The 19,313-nt window shown below is 66.4% G+C and carries 18 protein-coding genes and 1 tRNA gene; 8 read left to right on the forward strand and 11 right to left on the reverse strand.

What is annotated here, in order from left to right; genetic code table 11:
* The 3 genes from J7347_RS08880 to J7347_RS08890 form a co-directional block, all read left to right on the forward strand.
* On the forward strand, positions 1-690 hold a 690-nt coding region (locus tag J7347_RS08880), incomplete at its 5' end, for a TrbI/VirB10 family protein (protein WP_280635700.1).
* Positions 687-1,664: a P-type DNA transfer ATPase VirB11 gene (gene virB11, locus J7347_RS08885; RefSeq protein ID WP_209161746.1), complete on the forward strand. Its 978-nt coding sequence runs from the start codon at positions 687-689 to the stop codon at positions 1,662-1,664. The genes J7347_RS08880 and virB11, both read left to right, overlap by 4 nt.
* A 2-nt stretch (positions 1,665-1,666) precedes the next feature.
* Positions 1,667-2,008, forward strand: coding sequence for a TrbC/VirB2 family protein (locus tag J7347_RS08890; protein WP_209161747.1), 342 nt, complete (start codon positions 1,667-1,669; stop codon positions 2,006-2,008).
* 113 nt (positions 2,009-2,121) lie between these two features.
* Here J7347_RS08890 and J7347_RS08895 read toward each other — a convergent pair.
* From J7347_RS08895 to J7347_RS08915, 5 genes are all read right to left on the reverse strand, one after another.
* Positions 2,122-2,197: transfer RNA gene (locus J7347_RS08895), tRNA-Lys, on the reverse strand.
* Entirely contained in the window at positions 2,188-2,688 is a 501-nt protein-coding gene (folK, locus tag J7347_RS08900; RefSeq protein ID WP_245173981.1) for a 2-amino-4-hydroxy-6-hydroxymethyldihydropteridine diphosphokinase, read from the reverse strand. The genes J7347_RS08895 and folK overlap by 10 nt, the downstream gene beginning before the upstream one ends.
* Positions 2,689-2,723: 35 nt before the next feature.
* Entirely contained in the window at positions 2,724-3,599 is an 876-nt protein-coding gene (aguB, locus tag J7347_RS08905; RefSeq protein WP_209161748.1) for an N-carbamoylputrescine amidase, read from the reverse strand.
* 10 nt (positions 3,600-3,609) lie between these two features.
* Positions 3,610-4,377 (reverse strand): SIMPL domain-containing protein, encoded by a 768-nt coding sequence (locus J7347_RS08910; protein WP_209161749.1) that lies wholly within the window; start codon positions 4,375-4,377, stop codon positions 3,610-3,612.
* A gap of 72 nt (positions 4,378-4,449) precedes the next feature.
* Positions 4,450-5,316, reverse strand: coding sequence for a class I SAM-dependent methyltransferase (locus J7347_RS08915; protein WP_209161750.1), 867 nt, complete (start codon positions 5,314-5,316; stop codon positions 4,450-4,452).
* 115 nt (positions 5,317-5,431) lie between these two features.
* On the opposite strand from J7347_RS08915, the gene msrA reads away from it, so the two are divergent.
* Positions 5,432-5,971 (forward strand): peptide-methionine (S)-S-oxide reductase MsrA, encoded by a 540-nt coding sequence (msrA, locus tag J7347_RS08920; protein WP_209161751.1) that lies wholly within the window; start codon positions 5,432-5,434, stop codon positions 5,969-5,971.
* A gap of 2 nt (positions 5,972-5,973) precedes the next feature.
* Here the strand turns inward: msrA and J7347_RS08925 are convergent, their stop codons facing one another.
* On the reverse strand, positions 5,974-7,215 hold the full coding sequence (locus J7347_RS08925) for an RsmB/NOP family class I SAM-dependent RNA methyltransferase (protein ID WP_209161752.1): 1,242 nt from the start codon (positions 7,213-7,215) through the stop codon (positions 5,974-5,976).
* A 122-nt stretch (positions 7,216-7,337) separates the two neighbouring features.
* Between J7347_RS08925 and J7347_RS08930 the strand changes: the two genes are divergently transcribed.
* A complete protein-coding gene (locus J7347_RS08930; protein ID WP_082851519.1) occupies positions 7,338-7,496 on the forward strand; it encodes a DUF1674 domain-containing protein in 159 nt (52 codons plus the stop codon).
* A 30-nt stretch (positions 7,497-7,526) separates the two neighbouring features.
* Here J7347_RS08930 and J7347_RS08935 read toward each other — a convergent pair whose 3' ends face one another.
* From J7347_RS08935 to J7347_RS08950, 4 genes are read right to left on the reverse strand one after another with little or no spacing between them, the layout of a single operon-like run.
* Positions 7,527-8,909, reverse strand: coding sequence for a cytochrome P450 (locus tag J7347_RS08935; protein WP_067684353.1), 1,383 nt, complete (start codon positions 8,907-8,909; stop codon positions 7,527-7,529).
* A 38-nt stretch (positions 8,910-8,947) separates the two neighbouring features.
* Positions 8,948-9,976 carry a ferrochelatase gene (gene hemH, locus J7347_RS08940; protein ID WP_067684351.1) on the reverse strand — a complete coding sequence of 343 codons (1,029 nt, stop codon included), beginning with the start codon at positions 9,974-9,976 and terminating at the stop codon, positions 8,948-8,950.
* Positions 9,977-9,985: 9 nt separating this feature from the next.
* Positions 9,986-12,277 carry a molybdopterin cofactor-binding domain-containing protein gene (locus tag J7347_RS08945; RefSeq protein ID WP_209161753.1) on the reverse strand — a complete coding sequence of 764 codons (2,292 nt, stop codon included), beginning with the start codon at positions 12,275-12,277 and terminating at the stop codon, positions 9,986-9,988.
* Positions 12,256-13,218: an Mrp/NBP35 family ATP-binding protein gene (locus J7347_RS08950; RefSeq protein ID WP_209161754.1), complete on the reverse strand. Its 963-nt coding sequence runs from the start codon at positions 13,216-13,218 to the stop codon at positions 12,256-12,258. The genes J7347_RS08945 and J7347_RS08950 overlap by 22 nt, the downstream gene beginning before the upstream one ends.
* 135 nt (positions 13,219-13,353) lie before the next feature.
* Here J7347_RS08950 and J7347_RS08955 point away from each other — a divergent pair, with 135 nt between their 5' ends.
* The 3 genes from J7347_RS08955 (at position 13,354) to J7347_RS08965 (ending at position 17,105) form a co-directional block, all read left to right on the forward strand.
* Positions 13,354-14,535, forward strand: a complete 1,182-nt coding sequence (locus J7347_RS08955) for a protease modulator HflK (protein ID WP_245173982.1) — start codon at positions 13,354-13,356, stop codon at positions 14,533-14,535.
* 1 nt (position 14,536) lies between these two features.
* On the forward strand, positions 14,537-15,388 hold the full coding sequence (locus tag J7347_RS08960) for a protease modulator HflC (protein WP_209161756.1): 852 nt from the start codon (positions 14,537-14,539) through the stop codon (positions 15,386-15,388).
* A 193-nt stretch (positions 15,389-15,581) separates the two neighbouring features.
* On the forward strand, positions 15,582-17,105 hold the full coding sequence (locus J7347_RS08965; RefSeq protein ID WP_082851524.1) for a Do family serine endopeptidase: 1,524 nt from the start codon (positions 15,582-15,584) through the stop codon (positions 17,103-17,105).
* Between the two features lie 96 nt (positions 17,106-17,201).
* Here the strand turns inward: J7347_RS08965 and J7347_RS08970 are convergent, their stop codons facing one another.
* Positions 17,202-19,307: a PBP1A family penicillin-binding protein gene (locus J7347_RS08970; RefSeq protein ID WP_209162073.1), complete on the reverse strand. Its 2,106-nt coding sequence runs from the start codon at positions 19,305-19,307 to the stop codon at positions 17,202-17,204.
* Positions 19,308-19,313 lie beyond the last annotated feature (6 nt).

A 19,313-nucleotide genomic window follows, 5' to 3' on the forward strand; every position in this document is an offset into this window, starting at 1 on the left:
CCCCGCCCCGCCGACCCCGCACCCTATCGCGAAGCCTTCGCGCCCCGGCAGACACCACCCGCGCCCGCTGCCACACCCACACCGCCGGATGCCCCGGTGAATACCTCGGGCGAGGCCGCCGATCGCATCATCGCCGGACGCTTCCGCAACCCGTCCTTCACGGTGCCGCAGGGCACCGTCCTCCCCGCCGTACTGGAGACCGCGCTCGATTCCACCCGGCCCGGCGCGGTGCGCGCGCTGGTCCAGCGCGATATCCATTCCTTCGACGGATCGCGCGTGCTGATCCAGCGCGGATCGCGCCTCTACGGCGAATATGAAGGCGGGATCGAACAGGGCCAGAACCGGGCGCTGATCCGCTGGACCCGGCTGATCCGGCCCGACGGCGTGACGATCGCGCTCGATTCCCCCGCGTCGGACCCGCTCGGACGCGCAGGCGTGAAGGGGAAGGTCGACGGGAAGTTCCTGCAACGGTTCGGCGGCGCGATCCTCCAGTCGGTGCTCGATATCGGCGTCGGCGTCGCCACCCGCGAGGCGACGGGAGGCGTCGTGGTGGCGCTTCCCGGAAGCAGCCAGACTGTCACCGGGCGCAGCGGACCGCAGGAAATCAAGCCAATCCTCAAGGTCCACCACGGCACCAGCGTTTCCGTGTTCGTCGCGCGCGATCTCGATTTCTCGAGCGTCGATTCGTGACGGCAGAGACCGGCTATTACCTCGACAGCTTCCTCGCACCGCTGGCGCCGGTGCTGGCGCGCAGCGACGTCACAGACATCTACGTCAACCGCCCGAACGAGATCTGGGTCGAGAGCCTGGGCGGCAGGATCGAACGGCACGAGGTGACAGGCCTCGCCGAACCCGACCTTGCAAGGCTGGCGCGCCAGATCGCGGCGTTCGGCGCGCAGGGCATCAATCGCAGCCATCCGCTGCTGTCCGCGACCCTCCCCGATGGATCGCGCGTCCAGATCGCCGCGCCGCCCGCCACGCGCGGCGGCCATGCGCTCGCGATTCGCCGCCACATCGCTTCCGACATGGCGCTGGCCGATTGGGCCGATAGCGGGGCGTTTTCTGCGCTGACCGGCGGCACCGAGGTCGAGCCCTTCGCCGGGCGCACGCATCGCACGATCGCGTCAGACGAAGCCGAGACGGTCCTGCGCGATGCAGTGCTGGCGCGCCGCAACATCCTGGTTTCGGGCGGCACCTCCACGGGCAAGACCACGTTCCTAAACGCCCTCCTCGCCGAAGTCCCCATGACCGAGCGCCTGATCCTGATCGAGGATGCCGAGGAACTACGGATCGCGCATCCCAACGCGGTCGGCCTGATCGCCGTGCGCGGCAAGCTGGGCGAAGCCGATGCGAGCGCGGAGGACCTGCTGATCGCCGCCCTGCGGATGCGGCCCGATCGCATCATCCTCGGCGAATTGCGCGGCCAGGAAGCCTTCACCTTCCTGCGCGCGGTCAATACCGGCCATCCCGGATCGATCACCACGATCCACGCCGACAGCCCCCATCGCGCCATCGAACAGCTGGTGCTGCTGGTTCTACAGGGAGGCTCGCCCTTGAGGCGAGAGGATGTGGGCCATTACATCCTCCAGAGCGTGGACGTCTTCGTCCAGCTCGAACGGCGCGACGGAAAGCGGCGGGTCCAGCAGATCATGATGGCGGAATAGGGATGTTCGACGCGCCCGCGACCAGTCCGCTTGCCGATGCCGTGGCCTGGGCGACCGATCTCGTATCGGGCAGCCTCGCCGTCGGCCTGTGCGTGATCGCCGTGGCGCTGGTCGGTTTCGCGGCGCTGACGGGCCGCATGCCGATCCGAATGGGTGCACGCGTGGTGCTCGGCTGCTTCGTCCTGCTGGGCGCGCCGGTGATCGCGAGCGGGCTGTCGGGGTTCTGGCAGGATACGGCATCCGCCCCGCCCCCCGCGCCGCAAGCCATTCCCACCGACCAGCGCGAACCGCTGCCGCAAGCGACCTATGATCCCTATGCGGGCGCATCGATCAGGCGGGACTGACGGCCCGCGATCTAACGGCACGGCGGACCGAGGCAGCCCTTCGTCTATCGTAGTGCTGTGGAGCGGCTCGCAAAACCTGCGGCGCACTCCTCGTGATGACGGGGTCAGAAAAATGGTGAGCCCTGCTGGGTTCGAACCAGCGACCTACTGATTAAAAGTCAGTTGCTCTACCGACTGAGCTAAGGGCCCACGCGCGCGGCTTCGACGCGGTTGGTATGGCGCGCCCTAGGGAGCGGGCGCGGGGCGGTCAAGCGGGTCGATAGCTGACGCAGCGTTCGGCCCGAAAAAGGATCGCGCCAGTGGGGGGCGATCGCGGCTGCGGGGGCGAGCACGAAGGGGCGGGTGCGATAGGCCGGATGGGGTATCGTAAGCCGATCGGAAAGGAATACGCCGCCGTCCCAGAGGATCAGATCGATGTCGAGCGGGCGGGCCCGCCAGCGCTGGCCTTGCCGGCGGCGTCCAAAGGCGCGTTCGATAGTCTGAGCCCGTAACAGCAGATTTTCCGGGTCCAGATCGCTCGACACCACGGCTGCGGCGTTGGCGTAGCGGCGCTGCGACGGGCCGATGGGTGCGGTCGAGAGAATGGGCGACACGGCCTCCACCCCGATGCCCGCATCTCCGAGCGCTTCGAGCGCAGCCCTGATGACCGCATGCGGGCCGCCGATGCCCGGCACGCGCATGTTCGATCCCAGCGCGACAAGGTAGCGATGCGCGCTCAGATATCCTCGCAGAGACGCCCGTAGAGCTGCGGGCGGCGATCGCGGAAGAATCCCATGCCCGCACGATGAGTCGCCGCCCGGTCGAGATCGAGCCGCGCGGTCAGCACGCCGGCTTCATCCCTGCCGTATTCGGCAAGGTAATCGCCCCATTCGTCGGTAATGAAGCTGTGGCCGTAGAAGCTCTGGCTGCGATCCGCCGGGCCTTCGTGGCCGATGCGGTTGGCGGCGGCGACGGGCATGCAGTTCGACACCGCATGGCCCACCATCGCGCGCCGCCACATGCGGCTGGTGTCGAGATCGGCGTCATAGGGTTCGGACCCGATCGCGGTGGGGTAGAGCAGGACTTCGGCCCCCTTCAGCGCCATCGCCCGCGCACATTCGGGATACCATTGGTCCCAGCACACGCCGACGCCGATACGTGTCTTTCCGCCCTCACAAGCGATGTCCCACACCTTGAAGCCGTCGTTCCCTGGGCGGAAATAATATTTCTCCTCGTATCCCGGCCCATCGGGAATGTGGCTCTTGCGATAAGTGCCCATGATCGCGCCATCGGGGCCGATCATGGCGAGCGTGTTGTAATAATGGTGCCCATCCCGCTCGAAGAAGCTGGTCGGAATGGCGACCTTGTGGCGCGCGGCAAGCTCGCGCATCGCGGCGACGCTTTCGTCCTGATCGGTCGGACGTGCGCGAGCGAACAGCGCCTCGTCCTCCTCGCGGCAGAAATAGTCGCCTGCGAACAGTTCGGGCGGCAGGATCAATTGCGCGCCTTCGCCCGCCGCCTTTTCGACCAGTTCGGCGACGGCGGCGATGTTGTCGGCAGGCTCGGGCCGGGCCAGCGGCAATTGCAGGACGGACAGGGTCAGCGCTCTCATGCGCGCCGAATTAGGTTTCGCGCAGCGCGAAGTCCACCTGGATATAGACGTCCGAGCGCGTGGTGCCGACCATCATCGAGGGCGAGCGGGTGGGTATCCGCGATCGCGGCGGCGGAGGCAGTGCGACCGGCGGCGGCGCAGCGGTTTGTTCTACCATGGCGTCGCTCATGGCTTCCGCCCCGCGCAGATAGGTCTGCCCCTGCATGCCGCCCGCATCGCGGATGTAGAGCACTCGGCTCACCTCCATCCCCGCAGCCTTGGCATAGGCTTCGGCCCTTTTGCGCGCGGCCTTGTAGGCGTCGGCATAGGCGAGATTGGCGGTCGCCTCGGGATCGGTCATCGACAGAGAGGGGCCGGAGACGATGTTCGCGCCCGCTTCTGTCACGGCCGTCACCGCCTCACCCGCGCGATCGGGATTGCGCATGGTGACTTCGACCACATTGGCGGCCTGATACTGGCCCTTTCGGTCGCCATATTCGACGCGCCTGACAGTGACGGCGCGGGTCTGGATGTCCTTTTCCGCCACGCCGAGCTCGCGCAGGGCCGTCACGATTTCGGCGATCTTGTCCTGATTGGCCTCGCTGGCGGCGCGGGCATTGGCGGCAAAGGTTTCGATTCCGGCCTGGAACTGCGCCTGGTCGGGCCGCGATTCGGCCTGGCCACTGGCGCTGACGGACAGCAGCGTTTCGCCATGATCGACGCCGCGCGCTTCATCAGACCGATCGCCGCAGGCCGCCAGAGCGAGCGGTGCAGCGGCCACGAAAACAAGGCGTTTCATACAAAATCCCCCAATGTGATAGTGTCACACCGGGGGATCTGCACTCGGTTTACTGAACGATGGCTGACAGGATCAGCGCTTGCGGAACAGCAGCGTCATCCGGTCGCTCTCGCCGATATTCTCCAGTTCCGGCTTCTTGCCGCCCCAGCTCGGCGGCATCTGCCAGACACCGCCTTCGTGATCGGCGCTGTCTTGCGGATTGGCATTGATGTCGCTCATGCCGACGAGTTCGAAGCCGTGCGCTTCGACCAGCGCGATCACGTCTTCCTGCCGCAGATAGCCGTTGGCGCCGGTGGTGTAATCGCCCGGCGCATCGGATTTGGCGCGGTGCTGGACGATGCCGAGCATCCCGTCATCCTTGAGAAGGCCCCGCATCCGCATCAGCTCGGTATACATCGCGCCGGAGCGCAGAAGATTGTGCATCTCGCGAAAGACGAGGACGCGGTCGACCTGGCCCTTCAGCTCTTCGGGCACGTCCTGCGAACCATAAATCGACATCTGCGCGCCCGCGCCATCCAGACTCGCGGTAGTCTCCGCCGCGACCTTCAGAAACGCTTCGGGAAGCCCGCCGAAATAATTCGCGAAGCGCTCGCCATCGGCGGCAGCGGGATCGGGCGTCAGGCCGATATAGTTCCCCTCCGCACCCAGATAGGGCACCAGCACGCGCGTGTACCAGCCGCTCGCGGGCATGTAGTCCACCACGGTCATGCTCGGCTTCACCTCGAAGAAATCGAGCGTTTCGAAGGGGTGGCGGTATTGGTCACGGGCGCGATCCTCGGCCCGGTTCTCCATGGCGAGGGCGCGGGTCAGCGCGGCGGGATGGGCGTGGTCCATCGCCATCGAACTAGCGTGCGAGCCCATTTCGTGGCCGGAATGGTCCTGAGCGGCAGCGGGCGCGGCAAACGCCGCGAAAGCGCAGGCGGCGAGGTGAATACGCATAGAAATCTCTCCCTGATCGATGGGTTCGGCTTGTGCCTGCCGCGCCGCCCTCTGACAAGCGCCCCCTGACAAGCGCGGCTGGCGTTCCTATCTCCCTTCGCGAAGGAGATTACGAATGGCAAAGCAACAGGCGATCATGGCAGGCGGGTGCTTCTGGTGCACCGAAGCGGTGATGAACGACGTGATCGGCGTGGACGAGGTCGAGAGCGGCTATATCGGCGGCGACGTGGCCGACCCGACTTACAAGCAGGTGTGCAGCGGCAATACCGGCCATGCCGAGGCGGTGCGGGTGACGTTCGATCCCGACCGGATCACGCTGGCCGACCTTTACGACGTGTTCATGGGCACGCACGATCCGAGCCAGCTGAACCGGCAGGGCAACGATGTCGGCACCCAGTATCGCAGCGCGATCTTCCCCTTGGACGATGAACAGCGCAGCGAAGCCGAAGCCGCGATCGAACGCTGGAATGCCGAGCACGACAAGGACGCGGTGACCACGATCGAAGGTCCGGCCGAATGGTATCCGGCGGAAGACTATCACCAGGAATACTGGACCGGCGAAGGCCAGCGCAATCCCTATTGCCAGGCGGTGATTCCGCCCAAGCTGATGAAATTGCGCAAGAGCTTCCAGAAATATCTGAAGGAAGATGCCTGAGGCTATTGGGCCGGGGCGCGCCAGCGGGCGATGAAAAACCCGTCCATCCCGCCCTGGTCCGACAGCATGCCGGGATCGGTGCGCAGCCAGCCTTCTGAGGTCGGCTGCACACCATCCGGTAGCTCGTCCGGCGTGATCGGAACCGGATCGAGCGCGACGCGCGCGGCCTGATCCTCGCCTTCCTCGCGCTCCAGCGAGCAGACCGCGTAGACCAGCGTTCCGCTGGGTTTCAGCCAGCTCTGCGCGCGCTCCAGCAATGCCGTTTGCAGTTCGGTCAGTTCCTCGATCTGGCGCGGGCCGATGCGGTGGAGCACATCGGGATGGCGGCGCGCGGTGCCGGTGGCGGTACAGGGCGCATCGATCAGAATCGCGTCGTAACGGTGCTTCGGCTCCCATTTCAGCGCATCGGCGCGGATCGTCCCGGCGGAAAGACCGGTGCGTTTGAGGTTGGCCTTGAGGAGATCGAGCCGCCGCTTCGAAATATCGAGCGCGGTCACTTTCCACCCCTGCGCCGCGAGTTGCAGCGTCTTGCCCCCCGGCGCAGCACACAGGTCGAGCGCAGTGCGGCCCTCCCCTGCCCCGAGCAGGCGCGCGGGCAGGGATGCCGCCAGATCCTGCACCCACCATGCACCGTCCTCGAAACCGGGTAGCGTCTCGACTGCAGCACCGCGCGGCAGGCGCAGATGGCCGGGCATCAGGCTGTCTGCGGCGAGCTGGGTCTTGAAATGCTCGGTTTGGGCGGAATCGCGCAGCGTCAGGTCGAGCGGGGGCGGCTCGGCCAGACCGGCGGCGATGGCTTGCGCCCGCTCGCCCCAGCGCGCGGCGACTGCATCGGGAAGCGTCGGCGCCTCGGGCAGTTTCGCTTCGCGCTTGGTCAGAGTCGAGAAGACGCCGTGCGCCAATCGGCGTGGTCCGCCAGACAGCAGAGGAAGCCCGGTCGCGATCACGGCGTGGAGCGGCGTACCCAGTCGCAGCCATTGCGCCAGCATCAGCCGCAGGACCTGCCGCGCTTTCGCATCGTCGGGCAGATTCTGGCGCGTGGCGCTGTCGATCAGCGCGTCGAAATCGATCGCCCAGCGCAGGGTTTCGCTCGCAATGGCGCGGGCGAGCGCCTTGTCCTCGAACTTGCGGATGTCGGAGGTCGCCGCGCCGAAAGCGACATCGAGCGTCTCGCCCCGCCGGAGAACGGCATCGAGCAGGCGAAGCGCGGCGCGGCGCGCGTGGATACCGGGGGGTTGAGCCATGGCGCTGCCCCTAAAGCATCGCGCGAATAAGTGGGAACCGGTTTTTCGCGCAATGCTGTAAAGCCGATGCGGCACCAGGGGCTACGCTTGAAACTTCGCGCCAGCCTGCGCATTTCACCATTATGGAAAAGCGCGCCACCAAACGTCCCGAAGCTTTCGAGAAGCCCGCCCACTGGACGAGCGAACCGCCGCCCAAGCCGGAAAAGCCGGAGATGGACGAGGAACTGAGCCCGACGCGCTATGGCGATTGGGTAAAAGACGGCATCGCGATCGATTTCTGATCGCTTGCAAGAAATCCGGGGTCTTCGGGCCTAAAGCGGGCGAAGCGTGATCTTCAGGCCGTCCTTGGGCTGCGGGATCGGCCAGGCCTGCCATTCCGGCTCGTAACCCGGCTCGACCTCCACGCGATACCGCGTCAGCATCTGCGCCATCAGGATCTTGATCTGCATATAGGCGAAGTGGAGCCCCAGGCACATATGCGCGCCGCCGCCGAAGGGCACCCAGGCGTATTTGTGCCGCGCCTTCACCGCCTCGGGCGTGAAGCGCAGCGGATCGAACCGGTCCGGATCGGGCCAGTGTTCTTCCATGTGGTGGACAAGGTGCGGATTGATCCCGACCCGCGCGCCCGCCGGGATGGTGTAGCCGCCGAATTCGAAGCTCTTCAGCGCGCGGCGCGGGATCGAAGGCACCGGCGGGACCATCCGCAGCGCTTCCTTGAACGCCATTTCGGTCAGCTCGGGCTTGGCCAGATCCTCGTAGGCCAGACCGCCGCCATCGTTCGTGATCGCGCGCAATTCCTCGCGCAGCCTGTCCTGCCAATCGGGATTTTTTGCCAGCAAGTGCACCAGAGACGTCGCACTCGACGTGATGGTGTCGTGCGCCGCCATCATCAGGAAATTCATGTGGTCGACGACCGCTTCGACGCTCATCAGGCTGCCGTCTTCGAATTCGGCGGTGGCGAACTGGCTGAACATGTCCTGCCCGCCTCCCTCGGCCCTGCGGCGTTCGGTCTCGCGGGTGAAATAGTCGACGAGGAAGGCGCGGCCATCGACGCCCTTCTTCATCTTCGTGAAGGGCAGCGGGCGGCGCACCGGCGCGATCGAGGCCTGGACCATGTCGATGAAGGCCTGATTGATCCGGTCCGCTTCCGGCCCGAACGGCAGGCCGATGAAACTGTCCGCCGCCAGATCGAGCGTCAATTGCTTGATGGCGGGATAGAACTCCATATCCCCCGCACCCCACTCGTCCATCCGCGCGGAAATCCCGCGATTGAGGCTGTCCGCATAATGCCGCATGGGGCCGGGCTTGAACGCGATCGACAGCGCGCGGCGATCGGCGCGGTGATGGTCGAAATCGAGCAGCATCAGCCCGCCGGGAAACAGGCGATGCAGCACCGGGCTCCACCCCTGATCGCTGGAAAAGATCTTCGCCCGGTCGAACAGCATCAGCTCGTTCGCCTCCGCCCCGATCAGTGCGACGTGCCAGCCGCCCATGGTATGGACCTTGTAGACGGGGCCATAGGTCTCATACATCCGCCGCGCGAAGGCATGCGGATCGGCAAGCTGATTGAACGTGTGGCCGACCAGCGGCCAGCCTTTTTCGCCCTGAATGTGGTCGAGCGCTTCTTCCGGCAGGCTGTCGCGCCAGCTTTGTGGCGTGAATTCGACCGGCTGATGCGGTGCTATGGTGGCCATGGCTCTCTCCGGATTACTTACACATGTGTAAGCACCTCTCAGCCGGGAATCCACCCCGCCAGTTCGCGCCGCAACAGCCCCTCCAGCATCGTCAGCCCGGCATCCGAGGTGTTGAGGCAGGAAAGCGCCGCGAAATGCTCGCCCCCCGCTTCCTTGAACTGATCGCGCCCCTGCATCGCCAGTTCCTCCAGCGTTTCGAGGCAATCGGCGGAAAAGCCCGGCGCGGCGATGGCAATGCGCCTGGTACCCTTCGCGCCCTCTTCGGCCAGCACCGTGTCGGTCGCGGGTTCGAGCCATTTGGCGCGCCCGAAGCGGGACTGGAAGGTTGTGCGAAACCTTAAGTCAGGCCGGTTCATGCGCGCTTCCAAAAGCCGCGCGGTCTTCTGGCAATGGCAGTGATAGGGATCGCCCAGATGCAATGTCCGCTCCGGCATGCCGTGAAAGCTCAGCATGAGCAGTTCGGGTTCGAAATCGAGCGCATCCAGCTGGCGCGCCAGATCATCGGCCAGGGCATCGATATAGAGCGGATCGTCGTGATAGGGTGGCAGCGTGCGCAGGCTCGGCTGCCAGCGCATTTTCGACAGGGTTTCCCCCGCCTTGTCCACAACCGTCGCCGTCGTCGCCGCGCAATATTGCGGATAGAGCGGGGCCAGCAGAATGCGCTCGCAGCCCGCATCTTTCATGGCGGTCAGCCGCTCGGGGATCGAGGGATTGCCGTAGCGCATCGCCCAGTCGACCGTGACGCCCTCGCCCAGCCGCGCCTGCATCTTTTCGGCCTGCGCCTTGGTGATCGCGGCCAGCGGCGATCCGTCCTCGGTCCACACCTGTTGGTATGCATGGGCGCTTTTCTTGGGACGGGTGTTGAGGATAATGCCGCGCAGGATCGGCTGCCACGCGATCGCGGGAATTTCGACCACCCGCTTGTCGGACAGAAATTCGCCGAGATAGCGCTTCACCGATTTCGCATCGGCTCCGTCGGGCGTGCCGAGATTGACGATCAGGACGCCGATTCTGCCGGAACGGACGGGGGGATGGTCTGCGGGGAGGGTTTGGGGCTGCCAGGTCATGGCCTCGCTCTAGAGCCCTTCCGACAGGAGCGGAAGCCGTCGGAAGCGCAGGCCGGTCGCCGCGTGCAGCGCATTGGCGATGGCGGGCGGCGCCACTGCGACGCCGAGCTCGCCCGGATCGAAAGGCGCTTCCTCACTGGCGAGGAAATCCACGCGCAGGTCCGGCGTATCGCCAAGCGTCGGCAGCATCAGCGCGCCGAGGCGGCGATTTTCCGGCATGCCGTCGCGATAGACCGCGCTCGCCCCGGTGGCGAGCGAGAGGCCGAAGATCAGCCCGCCCTCGATCTGCTGGCGCGCGAGATCGAGATTGGGAATGCGGCCGATATCCGCGACCGCCGACAGGCGATCGACGCGCACGCCGCCCTCGCCCAGCCGCGCCTGCGCGACGCAGGCGATGAAGCCGCGCGCTTCGCCAAACGCCATGCGGATCAACGCCAATCCCTGCGAGGTGCCTTCGACGCCGCCATCCCACTCGCCGAGCCGCGCCGCCGCGCGCAGAACCGTGGCGGCGCGCGCATCCTGGCCGAGCAGCGACAGGCGATAAAGCAGCGGATCGCGCCCTGCGATTTCGGCCAGCTCGTCGAGGAAGCACTCGGTGGCAAAGCCGGTATAGGCGGCGGAATTGCCGCGCATCCGGGTGGTGGGCAGGTCGATCGTCACCGGGGCGTGATCGACCACGACATTCGGGATCGCATAGGGCGGCACCGCCCCTTCGCAGGCGAGCGGATCGGCCTCGCCCGCCGCCGCCTCGATCGCGGCCTCGACGGTGCGATCGTCGAACAGGCGTGCGCCGAATTCGCGCATGGTGGCAGGCATTGCCAATTTCGCGCGCCACGCTACCGGCTGGCGATCCGTATTGGGGTCGAGCCGGGCGCTGAGCGCGATGGCGGCAGGCGTGCGCGGCGGCACTGCCTTGAATTCCTCGCCGCGCGGCCATGTCAACTGCACCGGGCGGCCTACTTCGCGCGCGATCAGCGCCGCCTCAATCGCGTGCATGCTCTCCAGCCGCGCATCGAAGCTGCCGCCTGCCGCCACCGGATAGATCGCCACGTCGCGTTCGGACAGGCCGATCGCCTTCGCCGCGACCCGGCGCGCGGCGGCAGGAGCCTGGCTGGCGATCCAGAGTTGCAGCCGTCCGTCGCGATACAGCGCAGTGGCGCTTGCAGTCTCGACCGGCGCGTGGAGCGCGGGCGCGATGTCGTAACGGCGGGTGAGCGTGGGCGTCTGCATCGCCTCGGTATCGCCCAGCACCGTAAGACGCTCGACATCCGTGCGCTCGAGCGCCTCGCCCAGGGTGGTCTCGACCGCGTCGCTTTCCACGCCACCCGGCCCCGCAAAACGCGGTCGCAGCCTGTCGAGCGCCCTGTCCGCCTTCCACCAGCTATCCGCCACTGCCGCGAGCCAGAATTTCGAGCGCACGAGCGCCACCAGCCCTAGACCGCGCGCGGCCTCCTCCTCGAACCCGACCAGTTCGCGCATTCCCCAAGCCCCGTGCCTGATCGAGACATAGACCATGCCGGGCAGGCGTATATCGCCCGCGAAGGGGAAGCTGCCATCGACCTTGGCGGGCAGGTCGAGGCGGGGATAGGCGCTGCTTGCCGGAACATCGCCGGGCAGCGGTTCTTCCATCGGTGCCTGGGGCCGCAGCGGGGGTGGATCGGGCGGCGTCATCCGCGCGGCTTCCGCCGCCAGCTCGCCGAAGCGAGCGCGCCGCTGCCCATGCGTCACGATCCCCTCGGCGACCTCGCATTCCTCCCACGCGACGTCCCAGCGCTCCGCCGCCGCCATCGCCAGCATCGCCCGCGCCGCCGCGCCCGCCGCGCGGCAATCGCTTTCGAAAGCGGCCAGCGTGCTGCCCCCCGCCGTGGCGGCGAACGGTTCGGAGCGGGCGAAGCGGTTCGCGAGGAAGCTGTCGGGCTCACCCGCCAGATCGGGCAGCGCGGACCAGAGCGGTGCCCATTTCGCCGCCAGCGGAATATTCGCCTGCGCGCCATTGGGCGGCACGGGGGCGACCGCGACCTGTCCCCAGGCCGCGCCCATCTCCATCGCCACGATCTGCGGCAACAGCGTGGTCACGCCCTGCCCCATTTCGAGCTGCGGGACCGCGACCGTCACCACACCGCCCTCGTCCACGGTCAGCCAGGCGCCGAAGCCATGTTCCTGCGCGCCGGGCTCCAGCGCGCCGGAATAGCTGCGCGGCCAGACATACCAGGCCAGCAGCAATCCGCCGCCCGCCGCAGCGCCTGCGATGAGGCCGCGCCGCGTGATCGCAAGACCGCTCAGCCGTTCGCGGCCAGCCACGCGGACAGTCTCTCGGCGATGGCGGAGAAGGGCTTGGCATGCACGCCGTCGCTCGCCGCCGGAGGCGCCCCTGCATCGCCGCCTTCGCGGATTTCCAGCGCCAGCGGAATGCGGCCGAGGAAGGGCAGGTCGAGCTTTGCCGCCGCCGCCTCAACGCCGCCCGCGCCGAACGGATCGGACAGCTCGCCACAATGGGGGCAGACATAACCGGCCATGTTTTCGACCAGGCCGATCACCGGCACGCCCGCCTGATCGAACAGATGGCCCGCGCGCACCGCGTCTATCAGAGCGAGATCCTGCGGCGTCGAGACGAGCACCGCGCCTGCGGGCTTGAACTTCTGCAGCATGGTCAGCTGCACATCGCCCGTGCCCGGCGGCAGATCCACGATCAGTATCTCGGTCTCGCCCCAATGCGCGTCGATCAATTGCGACAGCGCATTGCCCGCCATCGGCCCGCGCCAGGCGATCGCCTGCCCCTGCTTGACGAGATGCCCCATCGACAGCACCGGCACGCCGAAGCGGCTTTCGACCGGGATCAGCTTGTTGTCCTTCGCTTCGGGCTTGGCATCCCGCGTATCGAGGATCATCGGCTGCGAAGGGCCGTAGATATCGGCATCGACCAACCCGACCTTGTGGCCGGACCGCTGGAGCGCGATCGCGAGATTGGCGGCGAGCGTCGATTTACCCACGCCGCCCTTGCCCGATCCCACCGCGATCAGGCGGCGCGCGGTCCGCTCGGCAGTCTGGATCACCTGGACCTCGTCCACGTCCTCTCGCTCCGACAGAGCCTCGGTCAGTTCGGCTTCGATCCGCGTGCGCCCGGCGGCGTCCAGACCGGCGGCGTCGAGCACCACCAGAGCGCGCCCCTTGACGATGCGGGCCGACTGGACCCGTGCCGCCAGAGCGGCGGGAAGCGATGCGACGATATCGGTTTCGGCCATGGCTGAGCGCGTGTATCATCGAAAACGGCGGCACAAGTCCTGATTTTCGCCCGCCCCCCTGTTTTTCCTCGGCGCGATACCTATAAGACAGGCATGCGACTTTTGGACGGGTTCGGCGACAGGATCAGGCTGGCAATGGCTGGCAAGGACAACCCTTGGGGCAAACCGCCCAAGGATGGTGATGGCGGTTCCGGCAAGGATGACGGGCCTTCATCGGAAACGCCGTCGGGCGACAAATCGCGCGGCCCCCGTAATCCGTGGCTTCCGCCCGGTGGTTCCGGCAGCGGCGGCGATCGGCCCGGATCGCGCCGTCCCGCCAATATCGAAGACATCTTCAAGAATCGCGGCCCCGAAGGCCCGCGCCGCCGCAGCGGCGGTCCGGGCGGCCCCGGCGGCCCCAATTTCCGCATGCCGCAGCGTCCCAATGGCAAGAGCTGGCTGCCGCTGATCATCGGCGGTCTGGTCGCGCTGCTCCTTGTGGCCACCAGCGTCCATCTCGTCGGACCGCAGGAAAAGGCGGTGGTCAAAACGCTCGGCAATTACACCCGCATGCTCGATTCCGGCCTCAAGGTGACGGCGCCCTGGCCGATCGAAACGGTCGAGATCGAGGACGTGGAAGGCGTGCGCGCCGTCCAGGTGCCCGAAAACCGGGCGCAGGCGAAGCTAATCCTGACGGGCGACCAGAACCTGGTCGACCTTTCCTATATCGTGCGCTGGAACATCAAGGATCTGGCGGGCTTCAAATTCAGCCTCGCCGATCCGATCGAAACCGTTCGCGAAGTGGCCGAAGCGGCGATGCGCGCCTCGGTCGCGGAAAAGACACTGGACGAGACGTTCTCGGGCCAGGGCCGCGCGGAAATCGAACTCGACGTGCGCGAGCGCATGCAGCGCGCGCTTGACGCTTATAATGCCGGGATTACCGTAATCGGTGTCGAAATCGACAAGGCCGATCCGCCCGCCGATGTCGTGGATGCCTTCCGCGATGTGTCGGTGGCCGAACAGAACGCCGATGCGGCCCGCAACCAGGCGCGCGGATATGCCCAGCAGGTGCTCGCACAAGCCGAGGGTGAAGCCGAAGCGTTCGACAAGGTGTACGAGCAATACCGCCTCGCCCCCGAAGTGACGCGCCAGCGCCTCTATTATGAAACCATGGAGCGCGTGCTGAGCCAGACGGACAAGACCATCGTCGAGACCGACGGGGTTCAGACCTATCTGCCGCTGCCCGAAGTCAATCGGCGCCGCAGCGCAAACGGCGTGGGTCCGGTGGCGCCGCCATCGCAATCCAGTGGGCCGCAAGCCAACACGGGAGGGCAGTGACATGACCCGTCTCTGGAACAATCACCGCACCGGGGTCATCATCGCGCTGGCCGTAATGCTGATCCTCGTCTTCACCAGCCTCTACGTCGTCGGAGAGGAAGAACAGGCCGTCGTCATCCGCACCGGTGAGCCGGTCGGGGTGGCGAATACGCCGGGCGGCGAGAAGGGTGCGGGCCTCTATGCTCGCGTGCCGTTCCTCGACAGCGTACGAAAGGTCGACAAGCGCCTGCTCGACCTCGAAATGACCGACGAGGAAGTGCTGTCGAACGACCAGCAGCGCCTGCTCGTCAACGCATACGCCCGCTTCCGCATCGTCGATCCGGTCCGCATGGTCGAACGCGCCGGGACCACCGATGGCGTGCGCGTGGCGCTCGAACCGATTCTCAATTCGGTGCTGCGCCAGGAACTGGGCCGCCGCACCTTTCAGGCCATGCTGACCGCCGAACGCGGGTCCGCGCTCGCCAATGTGCGCGCCAATCTCGACCGGCAGGCCCGCCAGTACGGGGCACAGGTGGTGGACGTGCAGATCAAGCGCACCGACCTGCCCGATGGCGCACCGCTGCAATCGGCATTCCGCCGCATGGAGTCGGATCGTGAACGCGAAGCGCGCACCATCCGCGCCCAGGGCGGCCGCGATGCGCGGATCATCCGCGCAGAAGCGGACGCGGAATCGGCCCGTATCTATGCCGAAGCCTTCGGCAAGGATGCGAGCTTCTACGATTTCTACCGCGCCATGCAGAGCTACGATTCGACCTTCAGCCCGGCCCGCGAAGGCGAAGGGCCGAAGGGGGATAGCAACATCATCCTGTCGCCGGACAACGAATATCTGCGCCAGTTCCGCGGCGAGAATTGATCGTCGACGCCGGTCGGGCCCGGTTCGCGTTTCGTCGAGCGTACCGGCCCGATCCCGCGAACATTCAATCGCGGTTCAGCGCCCGAGGCGTGAAATCGGCTAATTCGGATACCGACAGGACACTTCGGATACCCGGCGCGTTGAGCCGCTATCCGGTCGAAGCCAGATAAAGGAAGAAGAGGACGTGAAGCCTGTGCGATATGCCTATGGATTGACGAGTGCCCTGTTGGTGGGCGGAGCCGCGCTTTCGCTGGCGACCGGCTATCCCGCCGGTGCCCAGGTCGCCCAGAACGACGACAGCCGGATGTCCAGCATGGTGCCGCGCGCCGGAGCGCCTGCCAGCTTCGCCGATCTGACCGCCCAATTGCAGCCTGCCGTGGTCAACATCTCCACCCGCCAGCGGGTCGAGGTCGCGAACAACAATCCCTTCGCGGGCACGCCGTTCGAAAACATGTTCAACCAGCGGCGCGGCAACCAGTCGCAACCGCAATATCGCGAAGGCCAGTCGCTGGGTTCGGGCTTCATCATCTCGGCGGACGGCTATGTCGTCACCAACAACCACGTCGTCAGCCCGCGCGGGCGCGGCACGGTGGAAGAGATCACGGTGACCATGCCCGACGGCACCGAATACGAAGCCGAAATGATCGGCACCGATGCCGAATCCGATCTCGCAGTGCTGAAGATACAGCGCCGCGAAGCCTTCCCCTTCGTGAAGTTCGGCGATTCGAGCCAAGCGCGGGTCGGCGATTGGGTGGTCGCGATCGGCAATCCCTTCGGCCTCGGCGGTACCGTGACGAGCGGAATCATCTCCAGCGTCCTGCGCAACACCGGCGCGGGCGCCTACGACCGCTATCTCCAGACCGATGCCAGCATCAATCAGGGCAATTCGGGCGGTCCGCTGTTCGACATGCAGGGCAATGTCATCGGCATCAACAACGCTATCCTGTCGCCTTCGGGCGGCAGCGTGGGCATCGGCTTCGCCATCCCGGCGGAAACCGCCGCGCCCATCGTCGCCCAGCTGCGCGCCGGTCAGGAGATCGAGCGCGGCTATCTCGGCGTCAGCATCGCGCCGGTCGATAACGATACGGCGAGCGCCGTCGGCATCCCGCGCAATCGCGGCGAGATCGTCCAGGGCGTCCAGTCCGACGCCGCCGCCGAGCGGGCCGGCATCCGCGCAGGCGACATCGTGCTGAGCGTCAATCGCCGCGAGGTTACGCCGGAACAGACCCTGTCCTTCCTCGTCGCCAATATCGATCCCGGCACCACGGTGCCGATCGAACTGATCCGCGACGGTCAGCGCCGCACGGTCAACGCCACGATCGGCCGCCGCCCCAGCGCCGAAGAACTGCGCCAGCAGCAGATGTTCGAAGGCGACGAGCAGGAAGAAATGCTGCCCGACGAAGGCGACGGCACGGTGGTGGAAGAACGGCTCGGCCTCCAGGTCGTGCCGATGACGCCCGCGATCGCGCGCCAGCTGGGTCTGGGTGCGGACGTGCAGGGCCTCGCCATCGCAGGGGTCGACCAGAACTCCGACGCAGCGCGCAAGGGACTGACGCGCGGCGATGTCATCATCAGCGCGAATTATCAGGAAATCTCGACGGTTGCGCAGCTGGAAAGCATCATCGCCGGTGCGCGCAGCGAAAACCGCGATGCGGTGCTGCTCCGCATCCAACGGCGCGGTCGCCCGGCCGGTTATATAGCGGTTCGCTTGCGCTGATCGCCGAATACGACAGCCGAAACGAAGAGCCCCGCCAGCGATGGCGGGGCTTTTTTGTGGCCGAAGCTCTATGCAAAGGCGGACGGCAACGCGTCGTTAGTATTCCCTGGCCGGCGGCGTGGGGCTCGGGCGCGGCGGGGGCTGGGTCGTGCCGCCGCCACCGCCTGTCGCGCGCCTCAGGAAATCGTCGCTGGCGGCAGACGGGGCGCCCTCGTTCGGTTGCTGGGGAGGGCGCGCGGGCTGACGCTGCGGATCGGTCGCGGGAACGGCGCGGCGGCGGTCCGCTTCGCCCACGCCGGGCTCTCCCTCGACCGGGAAGGGCGCACCTTGGCCCGGCGGCGGCGCACCCCGGCCCGGCTCGATCAGATTGCCCTGCTCGTCGATGAAATAATAATCGTCCGGATCGCCGAAGAATTGCTCGTCATCCGGCTCCATCTGCCATTCGGGCAATTGCAGCTCGGTCTCGAACTCCTCGACCGGGCGGTCCTTCACGGCATAGCGCATGAAAGCGGCAAAGGCCTGCGCAGGCGCGCGCCCTCCTTGCAGGCTGGCGACGCGGGCATTGTCGTCACGCCCCATCCACACCCCCGTTGTCACACCGCTCGAAAAGCCGACGAAATAGCCGTCCTTGTTCGAATTGGTCGTGCCGGTCTTGCCCGCCACAGGCCGCCCGATCTGCGCCGCCCGTCCGGTGCCGGTATTGACCGCGGTCTGCAACAGGTCCGTGATCCCAGCCGCGACATAGTCCGGCACCAGCTGGACCGGATCGCTGCGTTCGTGCTGATAGAGCAACTCGCCGTCCGAAGTGGTCACCTTGAGAATGCCATAGGGTTCGACCGACTGGCCCCCTGCCGACACGCCGGCAAAGGCGCGCGTCATGTCGATCAACCGCACTTCGGACGTGCCGAGCACCATCGACGGATAGGTCGAAATCGGCGTGGTGATCCCGAACCGGCGCGCCATGCTGGACACCGTGCCGAAACCGACTTCATTGCCGAGCTGCGCGGCGACGGTGTTCTTGGAATAGGCGAAGGCGGAGCGCAGATCCATTTCGCCCGCGAAACCGCCGCCCGAATTGCGCGGGCTCCACCCGTCGATCGTGACCGGCGTATCGACCACGCGATCCTCAGGCGTGTATCCGGCCTCGAGCGCGGCGAGATAGACGAACAGCTTCCACGACGATCCCGGCTGGCGAACCGCGTCCGTCGCACGGTTGTAATTGGTCTCGACATAATCGGTCCCGCCCACCAGCGCGAGCACCGCCCCGTCGCGGTCCATGCTGACGAGAGCGCCCTGCGCGCCCTCGGGCGTGTTGGCCTTGATCGACGCGGTGGCCGCGCGCTGCATACCGGTGTCGAGCGTGGTCCAGACCTCGATCGGCTCGAAGGTTTCGGGCAGGAGAAGGTCGAGTTGGGGCAGCGCCCAATCGGTGAAATAGCGTACCGAGTTCTGTCCGGTCTCTTCCTTCAGCTTCACGGCGGAGGGATCGATCGTGACGCTGTCTGCGATGCGGCCCTGTTCTTTCATCAGGCGCAGCACCACGCCCGCGCGGCTGACGGCGGCATCGACATCGGCGGTGGGAGAATAGCGGCTGGGCGCCTTGACCAGACCGGCGATGATCGCCGCTTCGGCGGTGCTGAGATCGGTCGCCGGATGGCTGAAGAATTTGCGGCTGGCGCTGTCGATCCCGTAGGCTCCGCCACCGAAATAGACCTTGTTCAGATAAAGCTCGAGGATCTGCTCCTTCGAGAATTTCCATTCGAGCGCCATCGCCAGCACCGCTTCGCGCAATTTGCGGTCGAGCGTGCGGTTGGAATTGAGGAACACGTTGCGCGCAAGCTGCTGCGTAATCGTGGAGGTGCCGCCGATCCGCTCGTCCCCCGTCACGCCTTCGATGATCGCGCCGGTGAGGCGCACGGGATCGATGCCGAAATGCGACTGGAAGCGCTGATCCTCGACCGAGATCATCGCATCCTTCATCACCTGCGGTATTTCGGAGGAATCGAGCCATTCGCCGAAGCTCGGGCCCAATTCCACGATCTCGCTGCCGTCGCGCGCGCGCACGACGATGGTCTGGCCGACCTGAGTGGCCTGCAATTGATAAAAGCTGGGCAGCGATCGGGCGGCAAAGGCAACCGCCAGCGCGGTGAAAAGCAGCACGAGCAGAACCGCCATGCCACCGCCGATGACGAGCCGCCGCATCCACAG

Origin of the sequence: Erythrobacter sp. A6_0, assembly GCF_017744235.1 — a bacterium.
Classification (GTDB): domain Bacteria; phylum Pseudomonadota; class Alphaproteobacteria; order Sphingomonadales; family Sphingomonadaceae; genus Qipengyuania.

Coding starts and splice junctions, on each gene's coding strand:
- J7347_RS08955 (WP_245173982.1), top strand. CDS start 13,354: ATGGCTGGCAAGGACAACCCTTGGGGCAAACCGCCCAAGGATGGTGAT.
- hemH (WP_067684351.1), bottom strand. CDS start 9,976: ATGACCTGGCAGCCCCAAACCCTCCCCGCAGACCATCCCCCCGTCCGT.
- J7347_RS08925 (WP_209161752.1), bottom strand. CDS start 7,215: ATGGCTCAACCCCCCGGTATCCACGCGCGCCGCGCCGCGCTTCGCCTG.
- J7347_RS08950 (WP_209161754.1), bottom strand. CDS start 13,218: ATGGCCGAAACCGATATCGTCGCATCGCTTCCCGCCGCTCTGGCGGCA.
- J7347_RS08935 (WP_067684353.1), bottom strand. CDS start 8,909: ATGGCCACCATAGCACCGCATCAGCCGGTCGAATTCACGCCACAAAGC.
- msrA (WP_209161751.1), top strand. CDS start 5,432: ATGGCAAAGCAACAGGCGATCATGGCAGGCGGGTGCTTCTGGTGCACC.
- J7347_RS08970 (WP_209162073.1), bottom strand. CDS start 19,307: ATGCGGCGGCTCGTCATCGGCGGTGGCATGGCGGTTCTGCTCGTGCTG.
- aguB (WP_209161748.1), bottom strand. CDS start 3,599: ATGAGAGCGCTGACCCTGTCCGTCCTGCAATTGCCGCTGGCCCGGCCC.
- J7347_RS08960 (WP_209161756.1), top strand. CDS start 14,537: ATGACCCGTCTCTGGAACAATCACCGCACCGGGGTCATCATCGCGCTG.
- J7347_RS08915 (WP_209161750.1), bottom strand. CDS start 5,316: ATGCGTATTCACCTCGCCGCCTGCGCTTTCGCGGCGTTTGCCGCGCCC.
- folK (WP_245173981.1), bottom strand. CDS start 2,688: ATGCGCGTGCCGGGCATCGGCGGCCCGCATGCGGTCATCAGGGCTGCG.
- J7347_RS08890 (WP_209161747.1), top strand. CDS start 1,667: ATGTTCGACGCGCCCGCGACCAGTCCGCTTGCCGATGCCGTGGCCTGG.
- J7347_RS08910 (WP_209161749.1), bottom strand. CDS start 4,377: ATGAAACGCCTTGTTTTCGTGGCCGCTGCACCGCTCGCTCTGGCGGCC.
- J7347_RS08930 (WP_082851519.1), top strand. CDS start 7,338: ATGGAAAAGCGCGCCACCAAACGTCCCGAAGCTTTCGAGAAGCCCGCC.